Here is a 22,534-nt window from a genome sequence, read left to right as displayed (position 1 = left end):
TCCACGTGCCTACTCGATCACCGGTGGTGCGGCCTCGGGCCGTCCGGCCGTCCAGGTCTCTTCGTCTTCCGTCAGGTAGTCGGGCCGCGTCGACGCGTTGTTCTCTTCTTCTTCCTCGCGCTCCCGCCGGTCTCCGGGGCGGACGAGGCCCGCCCCTCCCGAGGTGAAGCCCTTGCCTCCCGACCGGCCGCGCGGGGTGCCGACGACACCGTTCGAACCCGCGGTTCCACGGCCCGTCGGCCGGCTCGCGGAGGAACCGTTGCCGATGACTCCACGCTGACCGGCGCTCCTGGCCGACGCGCCGCCCTGACCGCTGCTCTGGCCACCGATCACCGTGCCGCGTCCACCCGCACGCGCACCCGAGGCACCGGAGGCGGAACCCTTCTGCTGGGGAGTTCCGCCCGTGATGCCGCCCCGTCCGGCCCGGGGCGTGGAGCCCGTGCTCGAACCGCTCTGGCCCGCCACCGGACGCCCTCCGGTCACACCGGACCGGCCGGTGGCCGACGAGGTGCCACCCGTGCCGGTGGTACGCCCCAAGGCCTGGGACCCACCGGTCCGCCCCGTGCCGCCGGGCCCCGTGCGCTGGGTCGCCGAGGTGGTTCCGCCCGAAAGCCCGCCGGCCCGCGCGGAGCCCTTCGGACCGCTGGTGGTGCCGGTGACCGATTTCGATCCGCCGGTCACGCCATTGGGGCCGAGGGGGCCCGTCGGCGGGAACGTCGTGGTGCCGGGGCCCTGGGTTCCGCCCGTGGCGGGGGTCACGGGCGACGGACCGGGCAGCGTGGTGGGAGGTGCGGGCGGCGCGGCGACGCTGTCGATCTCGGTGCTCGTGCTGCTGTCCAGGACGGGCTTGGTGGTGGTGACCAGTTCGTCGGCGGTGTGGTGAGCCTGCGGGCCACTCACCTCACCGGTCACCGAATGCACTCCACCGGTACCGCTGGAGTGTCCTGCGAGGGCGCCACCCGTGTGCCCGGAGGAGCCGCCCGTGGCGCCAGGCTCACTGGTGCGGCCCGACGGACGAGGCATGTCCACCGACAGCTGCATGTCGAACCGCGGCGGCTCCTGCGTGGCCAGCACCTCCGAGGTGACGGAGTAGTAGGAGGCCAGCCGGTTCGCCTGGTTGATGGCCTCCTGCCGGTGTCCCTCGACCTTGACGGCGGCGGCGTACTCCGGGTTGCTGTCGATGCGCTCCGGGGCGGGGATGTCCTTGACGTCCTTGCGGATCGCCCGGGTGTCGCGCGGGGGCAGAGAACTCTTGACCGAGGCCAGTCCGGTACCGGCGACGGTGATCTGGGTGGCGGCGGAGTCCGCGAACTCGCTGAGCCGGGTCGCGTGGGCCACCAGGCCCGCTCCCCAGTCGCGGAAGGCGATGTTGGCCTCGCCCTTCCAGTCCACGACGGCGATGTGGTCGCCCAGTTCCTTCGCCGCTTCCCTGATCGCGTCCCGCGCTTTGTAGAGCGCCTGTCCGGCGGCCTCCAGGTCGGCCGGGTTGGAGTTCTCGACCAAGTCGATCATCGCGTTGAGGTCGTGGCCCTCGAAGGAGGTGCGGCCCGCCGGGCGGCCCGAGCCGCCGAAGAAGGAGCCGGCCACCTCGCGGACCCGCTCGGTGATGTCCGTACCGGCGATCTGCGCCGTGACCCGGCCGTGGTCGTACGTCTGCTGCTCGGCCGGGGTCAGCTCCGGCTGGTTCTCGGTCATTCGGCTGCCCACCCTGAGTCGACCGTGGTGTCCTGGTTCTTGGAGTTCTGCTGGTGCTCCTTGTCGAGGCGCCCCTTGACCACGTAGAACCGGCGCCGCACCTCGTCCTCGGTGTTGTCCATGCCGACGGCGGCGGCGTGCACACCAAGGCTGAGGTATTCGATCTGGTCGCCGAGCGTCTTGGAGAGCGAGGTGAGCGACTCGTGGACGCGGTTGTACTGCGAGTAGAGGGCGTCCGCCTCGTGGAAGCCCGCGTTCTGGCCGCTGAACGAGGTGCGCGAGAGCTCGTGGGCCCCGATCTTGGTACGGCCGGCCGCCGAGCTCTCCAGGTCGCCGAGGAGTACGTCCACCCTCTGCTTGAACCGCTCCAACGCGCCGACGCCATGCTCGAGGTCGGTCTTCCCGCCGGTCGAGCTTCCTCCGTCACTTGGGCGCACGGTAACTGCCTTTCCCCCGTTGTTCTCGTTTGCACAAACCGCCTTGCGTTGCGATCGCACCGGGAAACCCCACGGCAATCACACCACCCATACTCTATCCACAGCCTCCGAAGGCTCCAACTGTGTTGTCAGCCATGTGACTTACAGATGAGTCCTTCCCGGAAGGGGACCGAACCGGCATCCTCTTGCCAACCGACCAGCGAGCGAACGGAGATGACCGGAGTCCCGTCCGTCTCATGCCCCGGAGACCCGGCGCCGACGCGCGTCGCGGAGCGCCACCGCGACTCCAGCTATCGCGGCGACCAGCACCAGGGCACCCACCACGACATAGGTGGCGAGGCGGGCGTTCCGCTCCTCGGCCGTCTCCCCCAGGGTGAGTTCGGCCGGGGTCGGGGCCTCGGCGCGGCTCATCCCTTCGCGGGCGGTCGGCTCCTTGACCGGCTTGTCGTCCTCGGTGAGCGCGCGGACCGGGTCGACGACTCCCCAGCCCACCAGGCGGTCGCGTCCGGCGACGGACCGCTCGGCGGTCTGCTCGATCTGGGCGACGATCTCCTCCTGCTCCCATTCCGGGTGCCTGGCCTTGATCAGGGCGGCGACTCCCGCGACGTAAGGGGCGGAGAAACTGGTGCCGTTGTCGGCGCAGTGGCCTCCGGCGGGCACGGTGGAGACCATGTCGACTCCGGGGGCCGCGACGCCCACCCAGTCGCCGGTCTGGGAGAAGGCGGCGCGTTCGTTGTTGCGGTCCGAGGAGGCCACCGCGAGCACGCCCGGGTACGAGGCCGGGTAGGTCTTCTTGTCGGTCGCGTCGAGGCCGTCGTTGCCGGCCGAGGCGACCACGACGACCTCCGCGGCGAGCGCGTGGTCGACGGCCTGACGCAGCGCGGCCTCGGGCTCCACGGCGTTGGCGGTGTCCTGGGAGATGTTGATGACGTCGGCGTGGGCGGTGTCGACGGCGTAGTCGATGGCGGCGGCGAGGGTCTTCGCGGTGCCGTGGCCCTGGGCGTCGTTCTGCTGGATCGGGATGATCGTGGCGCCGGGCGCGAGGCCCACGAAGCCGGTGCCCTCGGCTTCCCGGGCGGCGATGATGCCGGCGACCTTGGTGCCGTGGCCGACGGTGTCCGTCGTGCCGTCCTCCTTGCCGCGCGGGAGGGGCTGGCCGTCCTCGTCCTTGATGCCCTTGTCCATCAGGTTGATCCCCGCCGAGGTGTCGACGGCCTTCTTCAACTGCGGGTTCTTGACGTCGACTCCGGTGTCGATCACCGCGACCCGGACGCCCTTGCCGGTGGAGCGGCTCCAGAGCTCGTCGAGCAGCACGCGCTGGAGCGACCAGGGGCGGCCCGCGTAGGGCTTCGAGGGGAAGGTGCACTGGGTCACGTCGTCCGCGACGGCGGGTACGACCGGTACGGAGACCAGGGTGACCGCGGTCGCGGCGGCGACCGTCAGCAGACGGCGCTTAGGAGCATGTGAATGTTTGGGGGAGTTCGAGGGCCGCGGGAGATGCGTGAGGGGGGTCATGACGGTCCGCCGCCCTTCTCAGGAGCCCTGCGGCTGGCGGGCAGCCGCGGTCGACAGTCGGGGGCCGGTCGGCAGGAACTCGGACCAGGCCGCCGGGACCGGGGCCGGGGTGACCTTTCCGTACCCGAGCCGGTTCTGGGCCTGCTGCGCCTCGGCCAGCCGCTCGGCCTTCTCCTTGGCCGAGCCGGACTCGCCGATGCCGGAGTCGCCCTGGGCACTGTCGCCGTTGGACTGCATCGCGTACCGGAGCCCCGTGTCGGTGACCAGGAAGAGGTACCCGGCGGTGGTGTCCGAGCCCTTGAACTGGCGGAAGAGCTGGCCCGAGCCGGGGGTGACGTACGCGCTGCTGGAGCCGGTGGGCAGGGTGGCGGGGAAGCCGGTGCCCGCCCAGGTGGACAGGGTGGTGGCTCCGGTGGCGCCGTCCACCGAACGCAGCACGCTGCACACGGTGTTGCGGCTGCCGCTCGCGGTGCTCGCGGAGTTGACGGCGCGGGGGGCGTCCTTCGGCCATTTCTTGTCCTCGCCGAAGGCCTGGCCCGGTGCGATGGCGGCGGCGCTGACCGCCTTCGCGGTGCCCGCCTGGCCGAGGCCGATGAGGTCCCGGCTGCTGAGGAGCAGCTTGGCGGTGAACTCGGAGACCGGCGCGACCCGGCCCTGCAGGACCACGTACTTCTGGGTGGTGGTGCCGGAGGTCGCTTCGAGGACCATGCCGACCTTGTCGAGCGCGGGGTCGAGGTCGCCGCCCACTCCGGCGCTCGCCCCGGGGGTGCCGGGGACGGACGGGAAGGTGATGGGGTCGCCGGTGTGCAGGGTCGCCAGCCAGGCGGAGGAGACCCGCTGCGGGGTGCGGCGCTCACCGACGAGGGTGCGCAGCAGCAGTTCGTCCGTCTTGTCGACGGTGTACGCGCGGCCCTGGGCGTCCACGACGTGGCGGACACCGTCCGGGCCCTCGACGTACATCAGCTCTCCGGCGGTGAGCCGCCGGCTGCCTTCGGTCTTCTTCTCCTCGCGCTCGGCGAAGACGAAGGCGGCCTTCTGGATCGCCCGGCCGCCTTCGCCGGGGCGTTCGCAGACGGCCCAGCGCTTGGCGGCGCCGGCGTCGCCGCTGTCGGGCAGGCGGTCGGGGGCGTAGGGGATGCCGAGGGTCGCTCCGTGCGGGATCCTGCCGCTGTCGAGTGTGGACTCGGCGACGTTGATGACCTTGCCCTTTTCGGGGTCGAGCAGCAGCTTCGCGGACGACATGTTGAGGACCGGGTGGAGCTGCGCCTTGCCGTTGGTCTTCAGGACGACGTAACGGGTCGTCGACTTGCTGGCGATGATGACGTTCTCGTTGGGGGTGTCCCAGCCGGTGGGTGCCACCGGCTTGAACATGCCCCAGGCGCCGAAGACCGCGAGGATCACGACGCCGGCGACGGTGCCCGGGACCACCGCGCGCAGGGGGCGCGGTGCGCCCTCCTCGGAACCGCTCGGATGGGGTTGCACGAACTGCGCGATCAACCTCCGCTTCGCGAAGGTGTAGGCGTTGAGTTCGTCCCGCCTTGATGCCATGATCCGCTGCCCCTTCTCCCCGACGGGCGACCAGATAACCACATCCGTTTGCGGATTCAGTTGTCGCACCGGCGCCCCTACTATGCCTGTTGACGGTGCGCGGACACCCCTCAGGTAGGGTGATCGCCCGGTCAACACCCGTGGGAAAAAGCTAAATAGGGACACGAGGGGGCAACACGGCGATGGGCACTGCGACGCGCGAGCGTACGGGTCGGGGGACCGCGCATGCGTCCGGCACTTCCCGACGGCAACGCCGCGGACGGCGGCCCGGGACCGAACCCGCCGCCACCTCCGCCGGGTCTGCCGCACCGGCCGCCGCGGTGCTGCGGTCGGCCTCGCGGACCAGCCGGGTCAGCCCTCTGCTGCGGCAGTTGTTCCTGGTCGAAGTGGCCCTGGCCGCAGCAGCCGTGGGAGCCGCGCTGGGCGGGATGTGGCTGGTGCCCGGCATGGTGGTCGCCGGTGTCCTGGTCGTGATCGCGGTCATCCGGCGGCGCGGTACCGCTCTGCAGGACTGGCTGTCGACGGCGCTCGCGCTGCGCAGCCGGCAGCGGATCTGGACGCCTCACGCGCCGGACGCGGAGGCGTCGTTGGCGCCGATCGCGGAGAACGTGCCGGGTTTCGCCCCGTTCGTCTACATCGACCGGGAGCGCCGTACGGTCGGGATGCTCGGCGACGGCACCTTCCTCACCGCCGTGGTGCGGGTCGAGGCGAGCGGTGAGGCGCTCCGCCCGGCGTTCGGCGCCCGGGCGCTTCCGCTGACGCTGCTCGGCGAGGCCCTGGAGGTGGACGACATCGTGCTGGAGTCCGCGCAGTTGGTGCAGCAGGTCCGCTGCGCTCCGGCGCCGCACCTTCCGGCCCGGTCGGTGGCCCGTCTCTCGTACGCCCCCCTCCAGGAGCAGACCGGGGCTCCGGCGCTGCGGATGACGTGGGTGGCGGTGAAGCTCGACCCGGAACTCTGCCGCGAGGCGGTGGAGGCGCGCGGGGGCGGGGTCGCCGGTGCCCAGTGCTGCCTGGTGCGGATGGCGGACCACGTGGCGAGCCGGATCACCGGGGCCGGGTTCCGGGCGACGGTGCTCGACCAGGAGGAGCTGAACCAGGCCGTCGCGACCTCGGCCTGCGCGAACCCGATCCAGTCGGCGCGCGCGGTGCGCCAGGAGGCGGCGGCGCAGCGCAGGACGAAGGAGACCTCGCGGGTGTGGCGGTGCGACGACCGGTGGCACACGACGTACGCCGTCGACCGCTGGCCCGAACTGGGCCGCGGCGCGACGCCGCTGCCCAAGCTGGTGGCGCTGCTGACCTCGGTGCCGGCGTACGCCACGACGTTCAGCCTCACCGTGCGGCGCGGTGCGCACCAGGGGGCGGTGTCGGTGGCCGGGCACGTCCGGATCACCGGAGGCTCCGACACGGAACTGGTGAGCGTGCGCAGGACGTTGGTACAGGCGGCCCGAGTCGCCAAGGTCGGTCTCGTACGCCTGGACCGCGAGCAGCTGCCGGGTGTGCTCGCCACTCTTCCGCTGGGAGGCGCGCAGTGAGCCGGATCATGTCGCGGCACGGGCTGCGGGGTCCGCGGCACGCGGGGCACTCCATCGCGGCGGACCATCTGGGCGCGCTGTCGCTGCCCGTCGGCGACGACGGCGTGGTGATCGGCAACGACGCGGAGAACCGCCCGCAGATCATCGGGTTCCACCGCCCGGCCCCGTACGACGTACTGCTCATCGGCGGTCTGTGGACGGCCCAGGTGCTGGCGTTGCGCGCGGCGGGCACGGGGGCGCGGGTGGCGGTGGAGACGGGGCGTACGCAGGCGTGGACGGCGCTGGCGCAGGCCGCCGGCGCCGGACTCGAATGCGTCTCCCTGCACGAGGTCGGCCGGGTGCCCCCGACGGGTGCGACGGTGGGCAGCCCGGTGGTGGTCGTACGGGACTGCGGGATGCGCCCGCCCCGGGGGCGGGTCGTCTCGTCGCCGTGGCAGTCGGTGCTGACGCTGCTCCCCTATCTGAGCCCGGTGGCACCGCGCTTGATGCGGTCCTCGGCGCTGGTGGGCGTCCAGCGGGTATCCCCCGCCGAGGCGGATCAGATCGGCCGCATCCTCAGCCTCTCGCGGGTCGAGACCGAGGCGCTGCCCACTCTGGCGGACGGGGTGACCCTCTGGGTGTCGGGCCGTGAGCACCACTGGGTGATGACGAGCGCGACGGACGCGGAGACCGGACTGCTGGGCACGGCCCGCAGGATGGACTGAGGCACTCGGGCCGAAGGGTCGGGCACGGTTCGGCGCCCCGTTCAGGCCGTGTGTCGAAAGTCCCGCCTGTCCGGCGACGCCCGGCACGCACGCCCGCCGCGTTGTCGGGGTCGCCCCGACACACCCAGTATCGGGGCGACCCGCCGCTGTGCGATCGCACGCACCGGACGCCGCCGGACCCGCCCTTCGGGCGGACGGCGCCACTTTCGACACACGGCCCAAGGGCTTGCCGGGAAGCAACACCTTGATTCCCGGCAAGCCCCAAGGGCTGTCCCGTAATCCGTGGTGGACCAGTGTGCGGCGTCAGATGCGGTGCATCGCAAGGCGGAGGAGCGTCCGCGTCTGGATGTATGCGGACGTTCCGACAACGCGGCGAGGTGCCGTAGCTGTCGTCGCACACCCGCCAGGGAGTACGGGACAGCCCTTAGCACCCCGCGCCGGGAGTCGGGCCCGATTCGATCGAAAGGCCCGGAATCCGTCCGGATTCCGCACCGGGGCAGGGCCGTTCGGTGGACCATGGACCCCAACGTCACCGTTCGATCGAAAGGGGCGCCGCAATGGGCACCCAGCAGGAGAAGGACGAGCTCTACGCGCTCGACATCACGGACGCCGTGTGGCTGAGCGCCCCCGGCACCGAGAACGACGAGGAGCGGGTCGAGATCGCGCACCTGCCGGAGGGCGCGGTCGCGATGCGTTCCTCGCTGGACCCGGAGACGGTGCTGCGCTACACCGAGGCGGAGTGGCGGGCCTTCGTACTCGGCGCCCGTGACGGGGAGTTCGACCTCAAGTAGTGGCCGCGAGGACAGGGGCGGCGGCCCGGCCGGGCCGCCGCCCCTGTCGCGCATCCGCACGTCGGAGGGGTGGCCCCGGCCGCCTTCGTGGTGCGCGCGCGGGCCGACTCGGCCCGGTGCGGGCGGATGTGACGGATCGGACCGCGCACTGCCCCGGGTACGGCCTGACATAGGGGCCCTGATGGCGATTAGGGTGGGGTGTGGGCGTGTCGCGGTACCTTCGGGCGTGCGGTGCGCGTCCCCGGAGGGAGAGCCGGGCGTATCGGACAACGGGAGACGGTCGCCCCCACCCACCACGGCACAAGGGTGCTCGACCACACCAGGAGGCATAGTGAACAGCGATCGGGACGAGATGCGCGAGGGATGGAACACGCCCGGCGACGAGTCGTCCGACGCGGATCCCGCCGAGCTGACGGGTGAGTTCACCATCGACTACACCCCGCCCGCCTGGTACACGCAGAACGCGGCGGGCGACACCTCGGGCGGCTCCGGCTCCACGGGCTCCGGCACCCCTCCCACTCCGCCGCCCCCGCACGGGTCTCCGCTCTCCGTACCGGGGCTGCCGCCCCAGGGCGGGTTCGAGCATGCCTGGACGACCGCCCCTCCCGCGCCTCCGGTGCAGCCGACGCCTCCGGTACAGCCCGCGCCTCCCGTGCAGCCCGTGCCGCCGGCCCCGGTCGGGTCCGCGCCGAGCGCCGGCATCACCCCGCAGCCGTTCGGGGGCGGTGACGTGGAGAGCGGTACCACGATGCGCTTCTCGGCGGCCGCTCTGAAGCGGGAGTTCGCCGCACGCGACGCCGAGGCCGCCGCCGCGGCAGCCGCCGCAGCCGGTACGGGTACGGGCGCCGAAGGGCCCGGGGCCGACGCCGGAGCCGGTGGTTCCACGAGCGGTACGGAGGGTGCGCCCGCGTTCACCGCCCCGACGCCGCCCGCGCTTCCGCCCGCACTTCCGCCCGCGCTCCCGCCCGCCCCCGAGGCGTCCGAGACCCACGAGGTCCCCGACGACGCGTCCGGGCGGGACGACGCGTCCGGCGCGGACGGGACCCCGGCGGACACCACGGGGCCGGACGCCACGGGGACGGACACCACGGGGACGGACACCGCCGACTCCTCCGACGCGGATGCCGACCCCACCGCCGGCCCCACCGGCAGCCCCGCCGACGAGAGCCGGGCGGACGCGGCCCCCGCGGTCGCGGCCCTCACCGGCTCCGCGCCCTCCGGCTCCGCGCCCTCCGACTCCGCGCCCTCCGACTCCACGCCCACGGACGCGCGCGTTCCGGACGCCTCGGCCGCGCCGGCCGCTTCGGCCTCGGCGGACGAGTCGGCCACGCCGTGGTCCCCCGCGCTTCCGGCCACCCAGCCGCCGAACGCGCTGCCCCCGCTGCCGCCCGCCTTCCACCCGGCCGGGCCTCAGCCCAACGCCCCGGAGCCGGCGCCCCAGTGGCCGCCGTCCGCCGACCGGCCGGCCGCCGGCTACGGCTTCCCGCAGGCTCCCCAGCCGCCGCAGGTCCCGCAGCCGCCGCAGCTGCCGGCTCCTCAGCCGCCGCAGCCCAACACGCCGTACGGGCAGGGCGGTTACGGCTTCCCGCAGGCGCCGGGCCCGTACCAGCCGTACGCGCCCCAGAGCGGTCAGCTGCCCCCGCAGGTGCCCCAGCAGGGCGGCTACGGGTTCCCCCAGCCGCCGCAGGTCCCGCAGCCGCCGCTCGCCCCGCGGCCGCCTGCGCCTCTCCCGCCGCAGGCGCCCGACGCGCAGGCGGGCTACGGCTACCCGCCGGGCCCCCCGCAGCCCCAGCACCCGTACGCCCCCCAGGGCTTCGTGCCCCAGCAGGGCCAGGCACCCCAGCAGGGCCAGGCACCTCAGCAGGCCCAGGTACCCCAGCAGGGCCAGCCCCAGCAGCAGCCCCCGCAGCAGCCCGTCGATCCCCGGGCCGGCGGCGCCTGGCCCACCCCGGTCACGCACGATCAGCGTGAGCGCTCGGTGCCCGGTGCCCCGCTCGGGTACACCGCCGCCGTGGAGCTCTCCTCGGACCGGCTGGTGCGGGGCAAGCAGAAGGCGAAGAGCAGCCGGAACCCCTCCCCCGTCAACCGGTTCAAGCTGGGCGGAAAGAAGGAGGAGGCCGACCGGCTGCGGAAGCTCGAACTGATCCGGACGCCGGTGCTCTCCTGCTACCGCATCGCCGTGATCAGCCTCAAGGGCGGCGTGGGCAAGACCACGACGACCACGGCGCTGGGCTCGACGCTGGCCACCGAGCGGCAGGACAAGATCCTCGCCATCGACGCCAACCCGGACGCCGGGACGCTCGGCCGGCGGGTGCGCCGGGAGACCGGGGCGACCATCCGCGACCTGGTCCAGGCGATCCCGTACCTCAACTCGTACATGGACATCCGCCGCTTCACCTCGCAGGCGCCCTCCGGGCTGGAGATCATCGCCAACGACGTGGACCCGGCGGTCTCCACGACCTTCAACGACGAGGACTACCGCCGGGCGATCGAGGTGCTGGGCAAGCAGTACCCGATCATCCTCACCGACTCGGGCACCGGTCTGCTCTACAGCGCGATGCGCGGGGTGCTCGACCTGGCGGATCAGCTGATCATCATCTCGACTCCCTCGGTGGACGGTGCGTCCAGCGCGTCCACCACGCTGGACTGGCTCTCCGCGCACGGCTACGCCGACCTGGTGCAGCGCTCCCTGACCGTCATCTCCGGGGTCCGCGAGACCGGCAAGATGATCAAGGTGGACGACATCGTCCAGCACTTCCAGACGCGCTGCCGGGGTGTCGTGGTCGTGCCGTTCGACGAGCACCTGGCGGCGGGCGCGGAGGTCGACCTGGACATGATGCGGCCGAAGACCCGCGAGGCGTACTTCCACCTCTCCGCACTGGTCGCCGAGGACTTCGCGCGGGCCCAGCAGCAGCAGGGCCTGTGGACCGCCGACGGCCAGAACCCGCCGCCGCAGTACGCGCCGCCGATGCCCGGGCACCAGCAGTACGCGCCGCAGCCCCACCCCCAACAGCCGTATCCGCAGCAGCCGTACGGGGGACAGCAGCCGCCCCCGTCGCCGTACGGAGGGCAGCAACCGTACGGGGGACAGCAGCCTCCGCAGCAGCCGTACCCGCCGCAGTCCTACCCGCCGCAGCCGGACAACGGCTGGCGGCAGGGGCCGCCGCAGCCCCCGCAGCCGTACGGCGGACCGCCCCCGCAGGAGGGGCAGGCTGGCCAGGCAGGACAGCCCGAGCGGCCGGGCCCGCCCGGCCCGGACGGCCCGTGGCCCGCCCCGGGATGGCAGCAGCCACCGCCCGCGCCGCCCCGCCAGTAGGCCGAAGTGGTTTAGACCAATGAGGGCCCGCACCGTTGTGACGGTGCGGGCCTTTTGCGTATTCCCGCAGCCCACACGCCGTTTCGCCGACCGTTGACTCCAGTTGGCCGCCGCTGATAAACCTTCGCTTCACCAGTTGGCGAACCACTGCTCTACCCGCCGCCCCACAAGCGAGTCATGACGCGAGGTCGACGTCCCATGGTCACAAGAAGTCCCGTCCGTTCCGCCCGGCCAGGCCATCGTCTGCGCCTCCTCACGGCCTCGGGTGCCGCCGCGCTGGCGCTCGCCGCCGGATCGCTCGTACCGGGCGCCCCCGCTCCGCTCGCCGCCTCACCCGCCCACGCCGACTCCGGGAAGACGACCCTCACGGTCGCGGTCGCCCAGAGCGTGGACTCGCTGAGCCCGTTCCTGGCGCAGCGGTTGCTGAGCACCAGCGTCCTGCGGCTCATGTACGACTACCTGACGAACTATGACCCCAAGGACAGTCACGCCGTCCCGGGTCTCGCCACGAAGTGGGAACCGTCCGCGGACAAGCTGACGTGGACGTACACCATACGGTCCGACGCGAAGTGGTCGGACGGGGAGAAGGTCACCGCCGAGGACGCGGCGTGGACCTTCAACACGATGATGAAGGACGAGGGGGCGGCCACCGCCAACGGCTCCTTCGTCACCAACTTCGACAAGGTGACCGCGCCCAGCCCGGACAAGCTCGTCGTGACCCTGAAGAAGCCGCAGGCGACGATGGCCGCGCTCGACGTGCCGATCGTCCCGGAGCACGTCTGGAAGGACGTCACGGACTTCTCGAAGTTCAACAACGACACGAAGTTCCCCATCGTCGGTGACGGACCGTTCATCCTGACCGACTACAAGGTCGACAGCTACGTCAAGCTCAAGGCCAACAAGACCTTCTGGCGCGGCTCGCCCAAGTTCGACGAGATCGTGTTCCGGTACTACAAGGACCAGGACGCGGCCGTCGCCGCCCTGCGCAAGGGCGAGGTCTCCTTCGTCGCGGGCAGCCCGAGCCTGACGCCCGCTCAGGCGGCCTCGCTCAAGACCGCCCCGGACATCAAGGTGAACGAGGGCCCCGGCCGCCGCTTCTACGCGCTGGCCACCAACCCGGGCGCGCGCACCAAGGACGGCCAGAAGTTCGGCGACGGCAACCCGGCGCTGCTCGACCAGAAGGTCCGCCAGGCACTCTTCCTCGCCGTCGACCGGAAGACCATCATCGACAAGGTCTTCCAGGGCCACGCGGTGGAGGGCGCGGGGTACATCCCGCCGCGCTTCTCCGCGTACCAGTGGCAGCCCGCGGCCGGGCAGCAGCTGAGCTACGACCCCGCCCGCGCCGCCTCCCTGCTCGACCAGGCCGGGTACAAGAAGAACGCCGAGGGCAAGCGGGTGGGCAAGGACGGCAAGCCGCTGGACCTGCGCATCCTCTGCCACGCCACCGACCCGAACGACAAGGCCGTCGGCAAGTACCTCCAGGAGTGGTGGGGCGATCTCGGCATCGGGCTGAAGGTCGACTGCCTCGACAACGTCTCGGACCCCTGGTACGCCGGTGAGTACGACCTCGCCTTCGACGGCTGGTCGGTCAACCCGGACCCGGACTTCGTCCTCTCCATCCACACCTGCGGCGCCCTGCCCGCCAAGGCCAAGGAATCGGCCGCCACGGACAACTTCATCTGCGACCCGCAGTTCGACGACCTCTACGCCAAGCAGCTGGCCGAGTACGACCCCGCCGCCCGCGCGACGCTCGTCAAGGACATGGAGTCGCGGCTGTACGACACCGGGTACATGAACGTCATGGCGTACCCGAACGCCGTGGAGGCGTACCGCACCGACCAGATCGCCTCCATCACCACCATGCCCTCGGACGCCGGCAACATCTACGGCCAGGACGGCTACTGGAGCTGGTGGTCGGCGGTCCCGGCCGCCTCGGCGAGCGGTTCCTCGGACTCGGGCAGCTCCACCGGAGTGCTCGTCGGCGTCGGCATCGCCGTCGTCGTTCTGGCCGGTGGCGGACTCCTGTTCGCCCTGCGTCGCCGTTCCACCGCGGAGGACCGTGAATAACCGATGAGCACTGACAGCACTCCCTTGCCGGGCTTCGGCCCGGCGGGCGTGGAGGGTGCGGAAACCGCCGGTCCGGCTCAGGCCGGGCCGGCGGTCCGCGGTCCGCGCGCCCGCTCCACCACCGCCTACCTCCGCTACGCGGCGGGCAAGCTGGCCGGCGCGGCCGTCTCGCTCTTCGCCGTCCTCGTCACCAGCTTCTTCCTCTTCCGGCTGATCCCCGGCGACCCGGTCAAGCAGATGACCGGCGGGCGCCAGGTGACCACCGAGCAGATCGCCGCGATGCGGCGGGAGTTCGGGCTCGACCTGCCGCTCTGGCGGCAGTTCACGCAGTACTGCGGCAACGCCCTGACCGGCGACTTCGGCACCTCGTACCAGTTCCGCACCCCGGTCGTCGACAAGATCGCCGAGGCGCTGCCCGCGACGCTGCTGCTCACCGGGACCGCGTTCGTGATCTACACCGTGATCGGCATCTGGCTGGGCTCCCGCTCCGCGTGGCGCAACGGCTCCTTCGGGGACCGCTTCAACACCGCGTTCGCGCTCACCCTCTACTCCGTGCCGTCGTTCTGGCTCGGGCTGCTGCTGATCATCACGCTCTCGGTCGGCATCGGCCCGATCCCCGGGCTCTTCCCCACCGGCGGCATGGAGTCCGGCGACTCGTCCGGCTTCGGTTACGTCCTCGACGTCGCCCATCACCTGGTGCTGCCGGTCCTCACGCTGGTGGCGGTGGAGTACGCCCGCACCCTGCTGGTGATGCGCTCCTCGCTGCTCGACGAGATGGGCAGCGACTATCTGACGACGGCCCGCGCGAAGGGGCTCCGGGACGACCAGGTCCGCCGCCGGCACGCGGTGCCGAACGCGATGCTGCCGACGGTGACGCTGCTCTTCGTCAACCTCGGCAACACGGTCGCCGGCGCCATCCTGGTGGAGACCGTGTTCTCCTGGCCGGGCCTCGGCGGTCTCTTCTACCAGGCACTGAGCGTGCCCGATCTGCCGTTGGTGCAGGCGCTGTTCTTCGTCTTCGCCGCCGCGGTGATCCTGATGAACACGCTCGCCGACGTGCTCTATCCGCTCTTCGATCCCCGGGTGGCCCGATGACGACCTCGACGGACGCGCTGGGCCCGGGCAGCAGCCCGCGCTCACTGGCGTGGACCCGCAGGCGGCGGGCCGCAGCCCGCTTCTGGGCGCAGTACCGGACGCACCGGGCCGGGGTGGTGGGGCTCGCCGTGCTGGTGGTCATCGCCGTGCTGGCGCTGGCCGCCCCGCTGCTGGTGGGGGCCGACTCGAAGAGCGTCACCGAAGCCCCCGGCGGCCCCATGGAGTCGCCGAGCGCCGCGTTCCCCCTCGGTACGGACCAGTTCGGCCGGAGCCTGCTGGCGCTGCTGCTCTGGGGCGCCCGGGTCTCGCTCACCGTGGGGCTGCTCGCCGCCTTCCTCTCGGTGGCCATCGGCACCCTGGTGGGCGTCACCGCCGGCCACTTCAAGGGCTGGTACGGAACGGTGGCCATGCGGGTCACCGACTGGTTCCTGGTGATGCCGACCCTGGTGCTCGCCATCGCCCTGGCCACCGTGCTGTCACGGTCGCTCTGGACCACCATCCTCGCGATCGGCGTGACGACCTGGCCGACCACCGCCCGGCTGGTGCGGGCCCAGACGCTCTCGGTGGAGTCCCGCCCGTACATCGAGCGCTCCCGGGCGCTCGGCGGCGGGCACGGCCACATCATGAGCCGTCATGTGCTGCCCAACGTCATGCCGATGGTCCTCGCCCAGACCACGCTGGCGATCTCTACCGCGATCCTCACCGAGGCGACCCTCGCCTTCCTCGGGCTCGGCGACCCCACGGTCGTCTCCTGGGGCGGGCTGCTCCAGGACGCCCGGGAGGCCGGGGCCGTGAGCTCGGGCAACTGGTGGTACCTCGCCCCGCCCGGACTCGCCATCGCGGTCGTCGCACTCGCCTTCACCCTCTGCGGCCGGACCATCGAGTCCGTGCTCAACCCCAAGCTGGGGGTGGCCCGTTGAGCACTCCCGAGGAACGGACCAGCATGACAGCGACCTCGCCAGGGCCCCTGCTGGAGGTGCGCGACCTCCGTGTCACCTACGGCTCCGGCCCGTCGGCCGTCCCCGCCGTGCGCGGTGTGGACCTGCGCGTCGAGGCCGGGCAGAAGCTCGGCATCGCCGGGGAGTCCGGCTGCGGCAAGTCGACGCTGGCGCTCGCGCTGCTGCGGCTGCTGCCCGCGTCGGCCAGGCTGAGCGGGGAGATCCTGCTGGACGGCGAGGACGTCCTGACGATGAAGTGGGGCCGGCTGCGGGCGGTCCGCTGGGCGGGCGCGTCCATCGTCTTCCAGGGGGCCATGCACTCCCTCAACGCGGTGCACCGGGTCGGCGACCAGATCGCCGAACCGATCCTGCTGCACCACCGGGCCACCCCGGCCGCCGCCCGCACCCGCGCGGGGGAGCTGCTGGAACAGGTGGGGCTGCCGGCGGCCCGGGCCGCCGCCTACCCGCACGAGCTCTCCGGCGGCCAGCGGCAGCGGGTCATGATCGCCATGGCGCTCGCCTGCGACCCCCGGCTGATCGTCGCGGACGAACCGACCACCGCGCTCGACGTGATGATCCAGGCCCAGATCCTCCGGCTGATCGAACAGCTCGTCGCCGACCAGGACCTCGGCCTCGTCATGATCAGCCACGACCTGGCGGTCCTCTCCGACACCTGCGACCGGCTCGCCGTGATGTACGCGGGCCGGGTCGTGGAGGAGGGCCCGGCCCAGGAGGTCTACCGGCACGCCCGCCACCCGTACGGAGCGGCGCTCTCCGCCGCCTTCCCGCGCATCGGCGACCCCGCCTCGCGGCACGCCCCGCGCGGACTGCCCGGCGACCCGCCGGACCCGGCGGCGCTGCCCTCCGGCTGCGCCTTCCACCCCCGGTGCTCGGCGGCGCTGGACTCCTGCGCCGAGGAGGACCAGTGGCTGCGGGACGCCGGGCCCGGACGGCGGGCGGCCTGCGTCCTGGTGGGCCCGGCGACGACGCCCGCCGCAGAACCCGCGCCCGTCGAAGAGCCGGCCGCGGGGGCGGTGGTCGTACGAGCGGCCCCTGCGGACGGAGCCGAGGACACCGGTACGGCCACGGGCACGAGCGAGCCCGGAGCAGAGGAAGCGAGGAGCACCCCATGACGACCACCCCCCTGACGACCACTCCCCTGCTGAGCGCCGAGGCGCTGGAGGTCACCTTCCCCGGCCGCCGGGGGGCCGCGCCCGCGCGGGCCGTGGACGGGGTGGCGCTCGACATCCGGCCCGGCGAGATCGTGGCCCTGGTCGGCGAGTCGGGGTGCGGCAAGACCACGCTCGCCCGTTCCCTGCTGGGCCTGGTGCCGCCTACCGCGGGCCGGATCACCTTCGAGGGCCGGCCGCTGGACCCCTCGGCGCGGGCGATGAAGGCGTACCGCAAGCGCGCCCAGCTGGTGCTCCAGGACCCCAGCGGCTCCCTCAACCCCCGCCACACGGTGTACGACGCGGTGGCGGAGGGGCTGCGCATCCACGGGCACCGGGGCGACGAGACCGCGGCGGTGGCCGGGGCGCTCTCCCGGGCCGGGCTGCGGCCCCCGGAGCGGTTCTTCCTGCGCTACCCGCACGAGCTGTCGGGCGGTCAGCGCCAGCGCGTCGTCATCGCCGGGGCGCTGGTGCTGGAGCCCGAACTCCTCGTCGCCGACGAGCCGGTGGCCTCGCTGGACGCCTCGGTGCGCGGGGAGATCCTGGCGCTGCTGCTGCGGCTGAGGGACGAACTCGGGCTCTCCGCGCTGATCGTGACCCACGACCTCGGGCTCGCCTGGAACATCGCGGACCGGGTGGCGGTGATGTACCTGGGGCGGATCGTGGAGACCGGGGCCGTCGAGCAGATCCTGACGGCTCCCCGGCATCCGTACACCAAGGCGCTGCTGTCGGTGCTGCCGGAGGCGCCGGGCGAGCCGGTGGTGCTGTCCGGCGAGGCTCCGGACCCCTCGAACGTGCCGGGCGGATGCCGCTTCCACGTCCGCTGCCAGGTCTTCGCCTCGGGCGAGGCCGAGCGGGCGGGAGTGGCGGACGCCTGCCGTACGCAGGACCTGCCGGTGCTCGACGGCAGCGGCGCCGGGCAGGTCGCCTGCCACTGGGCCCGCGCGACCGCCGGGGAGGAAGCGGCCCCCGCGCCGGCGTAGTCCCGCGACGTGGGCCGGGCGGGGTCAGGCGCCGCGCCCGGCCTCGTACGCGTCGATCAGCTCGGTGCACCGCTCGACGTCGGCGGCCATCGCCACCAGCAGGTCGTCGATGGAGTCGAACTTCAGCATCCCGCGCACGTAGGCGAGGAAGTCGACCGCCGCGTGCATGCCGTACAGGTCCAGGCCGATCCGGCCGATGGCGTACGCCTCCACGGTCCGCTCGACGCCGTCGAACTGCGGGTTGGTGCCGACCGAGATCGCGGCGGGCATGCACTCGCCGGCCACGTCGAGCCAGCCCGCGTAGACGCCGTCGGCGGGGATCGCGCTGTGCGGGACCGTCTCGACGTTGGCGGTGGGGAAGCCGAGATCCCGGCCGCGCTGCGCGCCCCGCACCACGATGCCCTCGACCCGGTGCGGACGGCCCAGGATCTCGGCGGCGCCGGAGACGTCGCCCTCCGCGATCAGCCGGCGGGCGAGCGTGGACGAGAACGGCAGTCCCCCGCCCACCTCTCCGCTGACGAACAGGTCGACGACCTCGACGGTGTAGTCGTAGGTGGAACCCAGTTCGGCGAGGAGCTCGACGTTGCCCGCCGCCTTGTGGCCGAAGCGGAAGTTCGGGCCCTCGATGACGGTGCGCGCGTGCAGCCGGTCGACCAGCACCTTCACGATGAAGTCGGCCGGCGCCAGCTTCGAGAACTCGAGGGTGAACGGCAGGATGAGCAGCGCGTCGACGCCCAGCTCCGCCATCAGCTCCGCGCGGCGCAGGTGCGGGGCGAGCAGCGGCGGGTGGCTGCCGGGGCGGACGACCTCGCTGGGGTGCGGGTCGAAGGTCACCACGACGGACGGAACACCCAGCTCACGGGCGCGTTCCACGGCCCGGCCGATGATCAGCTGGTGCCCTCGGTGCACCCCGTCGTAGGACCCGATGGTGACGACGCTGCGTCCCCAGTCCTCTGGGATGTCCTCCAAGCCGCGCCAGCACTGCACCGTGACCGCTCCTCGCCCGAACCTGCGTCTGCATGTGTATGTGGATTACGCAGGTCTAAGACTGCCATGCTCGTGTCCGGTCGCCTGCATCGGCACCGTCATCGTGCGCCGGGAGGCCGCCAGGCGCTCCAGGGCGGCCCGGGCGTCGGGTCCCACCACGGCCGCCCACTCCTCGGGGGCGGCGGCCAGCCAACGGCAGACCATCGGAGCGAATCCCGGCACCGCGGACGCGAGGGCGACGAGTTCTCGGTCGAACCGCTCGGCGCCCTCGGCCGACCGGACGAGGAGCGTCCCGGTACGGTGCACCAGCGCGCGGGTCCGGGGCTCGGGGCGGCGCGCCGAGCCGGCCGCGGCCGCCCGGAGCAGGGCGTGCAGCACGTCCGGGTCGCGCCCGGTGCTCTGCTCGTACTCCATCAGCGTCTCCAGCAGCTCGGCGCGCGCGGGCCGGGACGCGGGGCTGCCGCCGGAGCCGAGGGTCCGGGCCAGCGCAGCGCGGACCGGGGCGGGCGCGGGCGGGTCCCGGAGCAGCGAGGCGACCAGGGGAAGCAGCAGCGCGCGGGCCGCCGCGCCCTGCTCGAGCCGCTGGTCCACCAGGGCGGCGACCCGTGCGCCGGCGGAGCCCTCGCCGTCCCCGGAGTGCTGGAGATAGGTGCGGACGAGTCCGGCGGTGTGCAGCGAGAGCGCCGGGAGGTCCAGGGCGGCCAGTTCGGCGAGCGCCTTGCCCGCCTCCTCCCCCGGGCGGGACAGCCGGCCGCGGAGGGCGGCGAGCACGGGCTGCGGGGAGGACGGCAGCGCCTCGGCGACCAGGGCGGTCGGCAGGCCCGGCGCGCCCTGGGCGTAGGCCCGCAGCGCCTGGGGCAGCCACCTCTCCCGCGTCTCCGGGTCGCGGACGAGGAGCGCGAGCGCCGGGCCGTGCAGCGGGGCGTCCTGCGTCCGCCCCAGCAGGGCGAGGGCGGCGGCGCGCAGCAGCGCCCGGTCCTCGGCCGCCTCCGCCCGGCCGACGACGGCCCCGGCGTAGCGCGCGGCGGCGGCGCGGCGCTCGGGCCGCTCGTCGTCCCGCGCCCAGCGGGCGACCGCGCGGCTCAGGGTGGCGGGCTCGTCCTCGGCCAGCGCGAGGAGGAGGTCGGCGGCGCACGGGTGCGGGGTGTCCACGAGCGCGTCGGCGAGGTCGTCCGGGGCGAGGGCGCGGCGGGCGTACAGCAGGGTCTGCGCGGCGGTGGCCACGGTGGGCCGCCGGGGCGGGTGACCGTCCGCCGGGCCGTCGGGACCGTCGAAGCCGTCGGCGCGGAGCGGGCGCTCGTCGGTGAACCAGCCGCAGAGCATCCGCCGCACCGCCGCCGGGGCCGCCGTCAGCAGGTGGTCCACCGCGTCGAGGAAGCGCTCCTCGCCGTCGCGTCCCGGCCCCCCGTCGGCGGGCATCAGCAGCCGCAGCAGGTCGACCCGGTCCTCCATGGGCAGCCGCAGCCGCCGCCAGAACCACGGGTCGAACGCGGTGTACGCCCCGCCCGGCACGACCCCGTCCGGCCCGGCCGCCCGGGTGATCCGCCCGGCGAGCACCCGCAGCACTCCGGCGTACGGGCGGGCGTCGGCGACCTTGAGCAGCGTCTCGCGCAGCAGCCGGGCCGCCCACCACGCGGCGTCCTCGTGGCCGGGGCGCGAGGGGCGGACATCCCGGGCACGGGCGCCCAGCCGGTCGAGCGCCTCGATCAGGTCGGCCATGCGGTGCGCGAGGGCGGCGTCGCCGTGGCGCCGGCCGGCCAGCAGCATCGCCTGGACGACCGGCCCGATGCGGTGACGGGGCACGGGCAGGTGGTTCGAGGAGGCCGGGCCACCCTCCGGCCCGGGGCCCGGCCCGGTGGCGGGCCGCTCGTCGGCGTGCCAGCGGTGCACCAGGAAGGTCAGGGCGGCGTCCAGGTCGAGGTGGGCGCCCTGCACCCAGTCGCCGACCTCCTCGTGGGCGAAGCGGTAGCCCTCGCCGGCCGGGACGAGGAGGCCCTCGGTCAGGACGGCGGAGGCCCAGCCGGTGCGCCGGGGGAAGAGCGCCTCGAAGGCGGCCCGGTCGAGCTCCCCCTGGCCGGGCCCCAGGCACCGGCGGGCCGCCTCGTGCACCTGGCCCGCCACCCGCGCGGCGAGCCTGCGTACGGCGGGTCCGCTCATGGGGGGATCGGCGGGCGCCGCGATCCGTACCGCCACCCGGGCGCAGGTCAGGTCGAGGTGGGCGGAGAAGACGTCTTCGGTGTCCGGGGTGCCGGGGACGTCGGGCGGCAGCACCGCGCGGAGTTCGGCGAGGAGTCCGAGGGTCAGCGGATGGCGGTCGTGGCCGGCGGCGACGGTCCCGTCCGCGAGTGCGTACCGCTCCCTGGCCAGGGCCGCCTGCGCCGCGTCGAGGTCGCCGAGGAGCAGTCCGGGCGGCAGGCCGACCGCGGGGCGCGCGGGGTGGTGCAGGACGCCCGGCGGGTGGAGGGCGCCCGCCGTCTCCCAGTGCTCGGGGCGGCAGGCGACCACCATGCGGGCCTCGTGCGCGCGGAGCCAGCCGGCGGTGGCGGACGTCCATCCGGCGAGCCGGTGGGCGAGGACGGGCGGCATCTCCTCGGGCCCGTCGAGCAGGACGAGCAGCGGGCGCCCGGCGCCGGCGGCGAGGGCGGCGATCCGCTCCGGGGTGGCTCCCGCCGCGCTGTCCTCCGGGGCTCCCGGGCCGTCCGCCGCGTTCACGATGAGGGCGGAGCGGTCCAGGGTCCGGGCCACGGCGTCGGCCACCGAGTGGTCGTCGGCGAGCAGATCGGCGCCGCGCAGCCAGAGGGTGGGCGCGCAGCCGCCCGCCTCGGCCCGGCGGGCGGCGAGGGCGGCGAGTTCGGTGGTACGGCCGGTGCCGGGTGCGCCGACGAGCCCGAGGACGGTCGCCGTAGCGCTCTCGAAGGCGGCGAGCTCGGCCGCGACCTCCTCGCGGACGACGGGTTCGACGCGGTGGGGACCCTGCCGGGGGGAGCGGGCCGCGGCGACGGAGGTGGCGGTGAGCCGGAGGGCGCCCGCGAGGTTGAGGTCTCGGCCGTAGCCGGGAACGGTGAGCGCGTTGCGGCCGAGGAGCTCGTCGAGCGGGCCACCGTCGCCGGGGTGCAGCAGCAGAGCGAGCCCGGCCGCCTCGTGGCCGGCGAGCAGGGCTGGGCAGAGCACGCCGAGGACGGCTCCGGTACGGGGGTCGGTGACGGGTCCTCCGACGGCGGCCCCGCCGGAACGCAGCGCGTCCCGGCCGTCGGTGCCGACGGCGAGTTCCAGCACGGCGGCCACCGGATGCGCGTGGCCGTCACGGGTGGGGTAGGTGGCCGGGGTGGTGCCGAGCACCCGGGCCTGGCGGATGCCGTGCGCGGCGATGTGGACGTACGCTCCCGGCTCCGCGCGTTCTGGCGCGGCGATGGGCAGGGGCTCCAGGCCGAGGGCGGCGGTGTCCCCGGTGCGCAGCAGCGCGAGGCCGAGGGCGGGCAGCGGCACGATGTCCTCGGGGTCCACGGGGCGGGGGACGCCGTCCGGCCCGTGCAGGAGGAGCGGGCCGCCCGGTGCCAGGCCGTCGAGGACCTGGTGGCTGGTCACGACGGTGCCCCGGTCGTCGGCCAGGAATCCGGTGCCCCGGGGCCGGCCTGCCTGGTCGCAGATCCTCACCAGCGTCGTCCGGTCCCCGCTTCCCATGGGTCCGAAGGTAGGCGGGCGGGGGTGGCCCCATAGGCCAGAACGGGTGAATGCGCCCCCTCACGCCCCTGATTCA

General features: G+C 73.6%; 15 protein-coding genes. 9 read left to right on the top strand and 6 right to left on the bottom strand.

Translation table 11 applies throughout. The features are described from left to right. Positions 1–9 precede the first annotated feature (9 nt). From OG599_RS25555 to eccB, 4 genes are all read right to left on the bottom strand, one after another. Entirely contained in the window at positions 10–1,695 is a 1,686-nt protein-coding gene (locus tag OG599_RS25555) for a WXG100 family type VII secretion target (RefSeq protein WP_327178299.1), read from the bottom strand. Next, positions 1,692–2,132: a hypothetical protein gene (locus OG599_RS25550; protein ID WP_442809543.1), complete on the bottom strand. Its 441-nt coding sequence runs from the start codon at positions 2,130–2,132 to the stop codon at positions 1,692–1,694. The genes OG599_RS25555 and OG599_RS25550 overlap by 4 nt, the downstream gene beginning before the upstream one ends. A gap of 234 nt (positions 2,133–2,366) precedes the next feature. Further along, positions 2,367–3,647: a type VII secretion-associated serine protease mycosin gene (gene mycP, locus OG599_RS25545; RefSeq protein ID WP_327178298.1), complete on the bottom strand. Its 1,281-nt coding sequence runs from the start codon at positions 3,645–3,647 to the stop codon at positions 2,367–2,369. 18 nt (positions 3,648–3,665) lie between these two features. Next, positions 3,666–5,195, bottom strand: coding sequence for a type VII secretion protein EccB (gene eccB, locus OG599_RS25540; protein ID WP_327178297.1), 1,530 nt, complete (start codon positions 5,193–5,195; stop codon positions 3,666–3,668). A 182-nt stretch (positions 5,196–5,377) separates the two neighbouring features. On the opposite strand from eccB, the gene eccE reads away from it, so the two are divergent. From eccE to OG599_RS25495, 9 genes are all read left to right on the top strand, one after another. After that, positions 5,378–6,727, top strand: a complete 1,350-nt coding sequence (eccE, locus tag OG599_RS25535) for a type VII secretion protein EccE (RefSeq protein ID WP_327178296.1) — start codon at positions 5,378–5,380, stop codon at positions 6,725–6,727. An 8-nt stretch (positions 6,728–6,735) separates the two neighbouring features. Further along, positions 6,736–7,431, top strand: a complete 696-nt coding sequence (locus tag OG599_RS25530; RefSeq protein ID WP_327180185.1) for a hypothetical protein — start codon at positions 6,736–6,738, stop codon at positions 7,429–7,431. Positions 7,432–7,988: 557 nt separating this feature from the next. After that, entirely contained in the window at positions 7,989–8,222 is a 234-nt protein-coding gene (locus OG599_RS25525; protein ID WP_327178295.1) for a DUF397 domain-containing protein, read from the top strand. A gap of 331 nt (positions 8,223–8,553) precedes the next feature. Next, the gene (locus OG599_RS25520) at positions 8,554–11,538 is read left to right on the top strand and encodes an SCO5717 family growth-regulating ATPase (RefSeq protein WP_327178294.1); all 2,985 of its coding nucleotides are present in this window, start codon (positions 8,554–8,556) and stop codon (positions 11,536–11,538) included. A 198-nt stretch (positions 11,539–11,736) separates the two neighbouring features. Then, the gene (locus tag OG599_RS25515; RefSeq protein ID WP_327178293.1) at positions 11,737–13,605 is read left to right on the top strand and encodes an ABC transporter substrate-binding protein; all 1,869 of its coding nucleotides are present in this window, start codon (positions 11,737–11,739) and stop codon (positions 13,603–13,605) included. A 3-nt stretch (positions 13,606–13,608) separates the two neighbouring features. Further along, positions 13,609–14,700 (top strand): ABC transporter permease, encoded by a 1,092-nt coding sequence (locus OG599_RS25510; RefSeq protein ID WP_327178292.1) that lies wholly within the window; start codon positions 13,609–13,611, stop codon positions 14,698–14,700. Continuing rightward, positions 14,697–15,620 (top strand): ABC transporter permease, encoded by a 924-nt coding sequence (locus OG599_RS25505; protein WP_327178291.1) that lies wholly within the window; start codon positions 14,697–14,699, stop codon positions 15,618–15,620. Before OG599_RS25510 ends, OG599_RS25505 begins: the two co-directional genes overlap by 4 nt. Positions 15,621–15,643: 23 nt before the next feature. Then, a complete protein-coding gene (locus tag OG599_RS25500; RefSeq protein ID WP_327178290.1) occupies positions 15,644–16,771 on the top strand; it encodes an ABC transporter ATP-binding protein in 1,128 nt (375 codons plus the stop codon). Further along, complete coding sequence (locus OG599_RS25495; protein ID WP_327178289.1) at positions 16,768–17,790, top strand: ABC transporter ATP-binding protein; 1,023 nt, start codon at positions 16,768–16,770, stop codon at positions 17,788–17,790. The genes OG599_RS25500 and OG599_RS25495 overlap by 4 nt, the downstream gene beginning before the upstream one ends. A gap of 24 nt (positions 17,791–17,814) precedes the next feature. On the opposite strand, the gene OG599_RS25490 is transcribed toward OG599_RS25495, so the two are convergent. Together OG599_RS25490 and OG599_RS25485 are read right to left on the bottom strand one after the other, a co-directional pair. Further along, positions 17,815–18,777 (bottom strand): bifunctional riboflavin kinase/FAD synthetase, encoded by a 963-nt coding sequence (locus OG599_RS25490; protein ID WP_327178288.1) that lies wholly within the window; start codon positions 18,775–18,777, stop codon positions 17,815–17,817. A gap of 45 nt (positions 18,778–18,822) precedes the next feature. Next, positions 18,823–22,458, bottom strand: a complete 3,636-nt coding sequence (locus OG599_RS25485; RefSeq protein WP_327178287.1) for a trypsin-like peptidase domain-containing protein — start codon at positions 22,456–22,458, stop codon at positions 18,823–18,825. Positions 22,459–22,534 lie beyond the last annotated feature (76 nt).

This window comes from Streptomyces sp. NBC_01335, assembly GCF_035953295.1.
Classification (GTDB): domain Bacteria; phylum Actinomycetota; class Actinomycetes; order Streptomycetales; family Streptomycetaceae; genus Streptomyces.
The sequence above is the reverse complement of the archived record's forward strand: the minus strand, read 5'-3'. Positions and strand labels throughout refer to the sequence as shown.